This is a genomic window from Aequoribacter sp. (assembly GCF_965659035.1).
Taxonomy (GTDB): domain Bacteria; phylum Pseudomonadota; class Gammaproteobacteria; order Pseudomonadales; family Halieaceae; genus Aequoribacter.
Genome location: NZ_CBFHWH010000120.1, coordinates 1 through 5152 on the forward strand (window position 1 = coordinate 1; position 5152 = coordinate 5152).

Consider the following 5152-nt stretch of genomic DNA (forward strand, 5'->3'; position numbering starts at 1 on the left):
GCTGTTAATAAGAACAAAAACATTAGTATTACGCTAAGCCGGCTGGAAGAAAATATTGTAGTTGCTGTGAGCGACAATGGACCGGGGGTTCCTTTAGACCAAATAGCGAATCTTGAAAAATCGATGAGTTCGAAGAAGCGCGGTGGGATGGGCTTGGGCTTGTCGATATCGCGTTGGATCGTGGAGCGACATGGTGGCTCTTTTTCTATTTGGTCTAATTTAGGTGGTGGCTTTCATGTGCAGCTGACGTTGCCACTGGAGCGCCCTTTTGATGTTTGAGTTAGTCGTCCCTGGGGCTCTTCTTTATGCCCTGATAATTTCTCTCACGGCTCTGTGCAGCTGGTTATTGTTGGGTCATTATCTAACGGGGAAACATGCTACTTTTTTATTATTCAGCCTCGTAGTGGCGATTTGCGTGGGTGTATTTTTACTCGTAAGACAAAATCTGTCGCTTTATGTGTCGCTGGCTGCGGTGGTGCTGGTGTTTTTATGGTCTAGATCGTTTGTATTCGCGATGGACGTTGAGCCTGTAACCGCTAAGGCAATGTGGCAGCTTGCGGCCACAGCTACTTTGCTTTTGGTGGTCGGTGGTGTTGTGATTCATAGTGATAGCTATAGAATCGTAATACTTTACTGGCGCGCTGTGATTGTGCTGAGTTTCGCGTGGCTGGTGTGGCGTTTTGTTGGTGCAAGTGTTGCGCGAAGCAATATCTATTTGTTTTCGGTTGGCTGTGGTTTTGCGATTTTCAGTGGTATTTTTGCCGCGAGTACATTTCTTAACTGGGACAGTCTTGCAAGCCCTCGGGCGGTGTTACCATCGATTCCGAGCTGGTTTTGGTTTGCCGCAAGCGCGATTTGGATCTTTTTGTTATTTACTATCCTGCGTTATCTGTTCGAGATTCACCGTGATAAGACAACCACTCAAGCAGTGCCTGCGTTGAATGCGAGTCATCAGTTTCAATTACCAAAGCAAGTGTTAACGATGGACAGACAGCGGGCTCTAGGTATGTTAGCCAGCTCTTTGCAGCACGAGTTACGGCAACCACTAGCGGCCATGCTCATGAATGCTCAGTTAATGTTGCGCAATCTTAAAAAGGAGCACGTTAATACACAGATCTTAGAGATGTGCTTGCCAGAACTGAAACATGAGCTTGGACGTTTTCAAGATCAGATCGATGCAATAAGGCGTTTTGTCGGTTCTTCGGAAGTTGATGCCATAGCAGCCCACCATATAAAGGATATCGTCGATCCACTGTTGCAATTTCTTGCGCCGGAACTAAGTCGCTCGGAGATCGATCTTACTGTAGACGTTGAGCCCAACTTAAAAATCTGGACGTCAAAAGTCGTTCTATCTCAGGCGCTACTGCATCTAATGCTCAATGCTCTAGAGTCTGCCGTCGCCGCATCGAGCATTCGAGGGTACGCGTCGATATCTCTTAAAGCGAAGAGCGATGACGAAAATTTATTCATCAGCGTGGAAGACAGCGGTTTTGGTATGCGGCCCGATCAGATTAAAATAGCGGGACAAGAAATGTTTTCGACCAAATCAGAGCGGATGGGGCTGGGTTTATTGATCGTATGGCAGTATGTGAGCGAACAAGGTGGTCGTTGGTCTTTTGATGCTGCGCCCGATCACTTCACAGTCGTGCTGACGCTCCCGGTTAAATCGTAATTTGGGGTTGATTAAGCTTATGTCAAACGTCACAAAGCTGCGAACGATCTCTCAAGAAGAGGAACAGGCTCGTGCGTCAAAGGGCGTGGTTTTCGTTATTGACGACGATGCGGGTATTCGAAGTGCTTATAAGCGGCTATTCGATATCGAGGGGTTTTTGTGTGTGACATTCGAAAGTGCGGAAGCCTTTTTGTTGCGCTTTGAGGAAGCGACATCCCATTTGTCAGGCCCGCGGTGTTTGTTGTGTGATGTCAGCTTGCCTGGCATGAGCGGCTTAGATCTACAGGTGGAAATTCAGCAGCGGCAAGACGTGATGCCTGTTATCTTCATGAGCGGAGTTAGTTCGGAAGTTGAAGTGGTTCGGGCGTATAAAGAAGGCGGCTACGCCTTCCTTTTGAAGCCACTAGACTTGGATGAATTGCTGGACACCATCGAGTCGGCGTTGCGTTTGAGCGAGAGTCGCCGAGTCAGAAAGCAAGAAGCACAGGACTTGAAAGCACTAGTTACGCAACTGACGGATCGCGAAAAATCGGTAATCGCGCTGGTGTTAGAGGGCTTAACCAATCCGCAAATTGGCGAGCGGCTTCATATTGCCTTGCGGACCGTCAAGGTTCACAGGCAGCATGCGATGCAAAAATTAGGTGTGACTAGCGTTGTAGAGCTAGCTCGGCTGGCTGAGAGAACGTCGTTTTAATCCAGTGTTACGCCCGATCGGAGTTCTGTGCGCGGCTTCGTGGGCTCTGTTGATGCCGCACTAAGCGGTATCAACATAGTCAATACCCCAAGCGTGCAGTCTTGCGATGGTTGCTTGGTCGTTCTTCGCCTTTGCAAGCGTCGGCTTACCCAATTCTTTCGCGATATTAAGTACGGTTCTAAACACGCTTTCTGCATGGGGGGAATCAAGGGCCTGTTGTACCAGTGAGCTTGAAAACTGTAACGAGCTGAAAAACTCGTTGACTACGAGTTTTATGTCGCTGTCTCCTGAGCCAACTTCGCCTAACATGAACGAGAACCCCTGTTCTTTGATTTGGATTAATACGTTCCATTGCTCAGGCGTTAACGAGCGGGTATCGGCTTCGTTAATGCGCAGGATGATTCGATCTGATTGCGAAGGCTGGTCGCTTAGCTCATTCTTGAATCGTGTTAGAGATGTGCTATCGTTCAGTAGGGATTTGGGTAGCCGCAGAGCGATTTTGGTCTCTTTGCCACGCGCCAATCCTTTTTGAATGAGCGGCCTCCACTTAGGACCTTGGATTAGGGCCATATACCCCACGAGATTGGCTCGCTCTATCGCTTCAAGTGTATCCTCTGAGCAGAGAAAGTCGCTGTTGGGTATCTTCCAAAGCAGCTTAATTTCCAGCAGTGGTGCCAAGTCAATACCGCGCCTGTATGTGTCACTTAAATGGAGGTCGAGTGATCCATCGTGCATTGCGTTTTTCAACAACAGGCGTTCGGATGGGTTCCAGTCGTTCAGATTCTCTGTGGTTCTCTCTAAAAACTCGGGCGCGGATGGCCCGCTCAGGTCATCCTTGAGCCGAAGGGCTGTCGCAATAATCGCGGAGTGGTTGCGAACCGAGTTTCTCCCCACGACAACGCCAATGTTGGGGGGGTTAGACGTTTGTGCTGTGTGTCTTTGTTGCGACTTGAGTGCGCTGGAGTACGCTTTGATTTCGCGCTCGTTGTGGTGAGCCGCGACTAAAAAATAAGTGCCATCGTGACTGTTCAGTATTTGGCATGGCGCTTTAAGGAATGTTTCGTGCATTCTCAAAAGATCATTAATCGCTTGCTGGATAGCAATTCCTGCCCCCTCATCTGGTGGCACGAAGAGCCCGATCGATACGAATGTAAATCCAATATCGATCTGGTCAATGTATTGCTGCAGCGCTTGAGAAATTAAAGACCCGTTTCGAGCCCTGTGTGAATCACTGCGTATTTTTTGTATCGTTAAGAGTGTGTGTTGCGACTGATCGGTGGATTGAAAGCGGGTTGCTTGCAAATTATAGGGCCCATCCGGCAGGGAGTCATTATTGATTGGTATTTGAAAACTGCCGCCCGTTGTCCGTGTAAAGTAGAGCAGCTGGGGCAATTCTCTAATTGTGGCTAACCACGTAGTCGCGTAGTGATTACCTACAGACGCGTGGTGGTTCAATAACTTCAACGCAGTATGACTTGCGGTTAAAATGTTGTGTTTTTGGTCCAGTTCAATTGTGATTCCAGGCAGGTGGGTAAAGACATATTCACGATTTCGGTTGGTGGATTGGCGTTGTTCAAGCAAGCTCTTTTTTGTTTTTTGGTGGTTGATTTTTCTTACTCTGATCACCTCGTACATCGGCAGAATAAACCTTACTAATGCGGCCATAGACACAGCGTACGTAACGGTGATAAAGAGTGTTTGGTAGGGTTTGTTTAGGTAATTCGCTAGGTCGTTAATTTTATTTTGGATGCCTGCGTTGACTAAAGGCATAGCGCTAAATATTGCGAGTATCATGGTTAACGCAAGCAACAATATCAACGTCGAGCGTTGCCGGCTGGCTCCAGCAAGAATCATCACGCCAGCATAAATTGCCAAAATACCCGCCGCATAGCTTTGAAGTTGAGCATAGTTGGCTAGCCCTCCAGTAATGAGCAATGCGGCGAATGCATAGCCTTTCACTCTCCAGTCTTGGTCAGATCGCAGCAGCGCGATTGATAGTGTCGCCATAGCTATAGCGACAACGATGATGAGGGTTAGAGCCGGTGCTGGGGTTTGTCGGAGTATGGCGGCAACGATGTTGGCGGCAGCGTAGAAAAGTGGAAACCACCAAAGTCTTTCAGCGCCAGAACGTATCAATTCATCCAATTGTTGTGATAGCGGTTTTATAGTGCCGAGCCTCGTTTTTTGATTTGGAGGGGGGCGGGTCGACTTATCAAGTAACCTTGTCCCCAATGAATGCCGAGTTCCTGAAGCTCTGCTTTCTGCGCTTGTGTTTCAATGCCTTCGGCTATGAGTGGTATCTGCCACTCAGAAGCAAGCTTGGCAAGATTACGTATGACCACCTGAATCTTGGCATCACACAACGCGTGTGTGATAGAGGCATCGAGCTTAAGATAATCGATTTTTAAGAGTGATAGGCGCTGAATTGACGAAAAAGAATTGCCAAAATCGTCGATAGCAAACGAAAACCCCAATCCTTTGTAATAACGCATCGCTTCGTAAACCTCTTCGAAATTGGTCGTGTCTTCAATTTCAAGTAGCTCAAATATGATCGATGTCGGTCTTAGGCTGTATTGATTCACAATATCGGTTAAGGCCTTGCGCATGGTGAGATCAATAAACGTGGAGAGATGAATGTTAAATGAGAACTTAGAAGTAGAGTTCGGCTTTTGACGAAGGTGTTGCTCTAAGGCCTTACAAAAAACGTCAAAGAGCAGCAAGGTAATATGGTTCCCTAAGCCCATCGCAAAGGCATGCTTCAAGAACTCCGGCGGCGGCATAGGGTC

5 protein-coding genes are annotated in these 5152 nt (G+C 47.8%); 3 read left to right on the plus strand and 2 right to left on the minus strand.

The features are described from left to right. The 3 genes from ACTF5Z_RS11345 to ACTF5Z_RS11355 form a co-directional block, all read left to right on the plus strand. On the plus strand, positions 1–279 hold a 279-nt coding region (locus ACTF5Z_RS11345), incomplete at its 5' end, for a sensor histidine kinase (RefSeq protein WP_438985732.1). Next, on the plus strand, positions 272–1672 hold the full coding sequence (locus ACTF5Z_RS11350) for a sensor histidine kinase (RefSeq protein ID WP_438985733.1): 1401 nt from the start codon (positions 272–274) through the stop codon (positions 1670–1672). The genes ACTF5Z_RS11345 and ACTF5Z_RS11350, both read left to right, overlap by 8 nt. A gap of 19 nt (positions 1673–1691) precedes the next feature. Beyond that, a complete protein-coding gene (locus ACTF5Z_RS11355) occupies positions 1692–2366 on the plus strand; it encodes a response regulator transcription factor (protein WP_438985734.1) in 675 nt (224 codons plus the stop codon). Between the two features lie 60 nt (positions 2367–2426). On the opposite strand, the gene ACTF5Z_RS11360 is transcribed toward ACTF5Z_RS11355, so the two are convergent. Both ACTF5Z_RS11360 and ACTF5Z_RS11365 read right to left on the minus strand, forming a co-directional pair. Next, complete coding sequence (locus tag ACTF5Z_RS11360) at positions 2427–4373, minus strand: EAL domain-containing protein (RefSeq protein WP_438985735.1); 1947 nt, start codon at positions 4371–4373, stop codon at positions 2427–2429. 155 nt (positions 4374–4528) lie between these two features. Further along, on the minus strand, positions 4529–5152 hold a 624-nt coding region (locus ACTF5Z_RS11365), incomplete at its 5' end, for an EAL domain-containing protein (RefSeq protein ID WP_438985736.1).

Coding starts and splice junctions, on each gene's coding strand:
- ACTF5Z_RS11350 (WP_438985733.1), top strand. CDS start 272: ATGTTTGAGTTAGTCGTCCCTGGGGCTCTTCTTTATGCCCTGATAATT.
- ACTF5Z_RS11355 (WP_438985734.1), top strand. CDS start 1,692: ATGTCAAACGTCACAAAGCTGCGAACGATCTCTCAAGAAGAGGAACAG.
- ACTF5Z_RS11360 (WP_438985735.1), bottom strand. CDS start 4,373: ATGGCGACACTATCAATCGCGCTGCTGCGATCTGACCAAGACTGGAGA.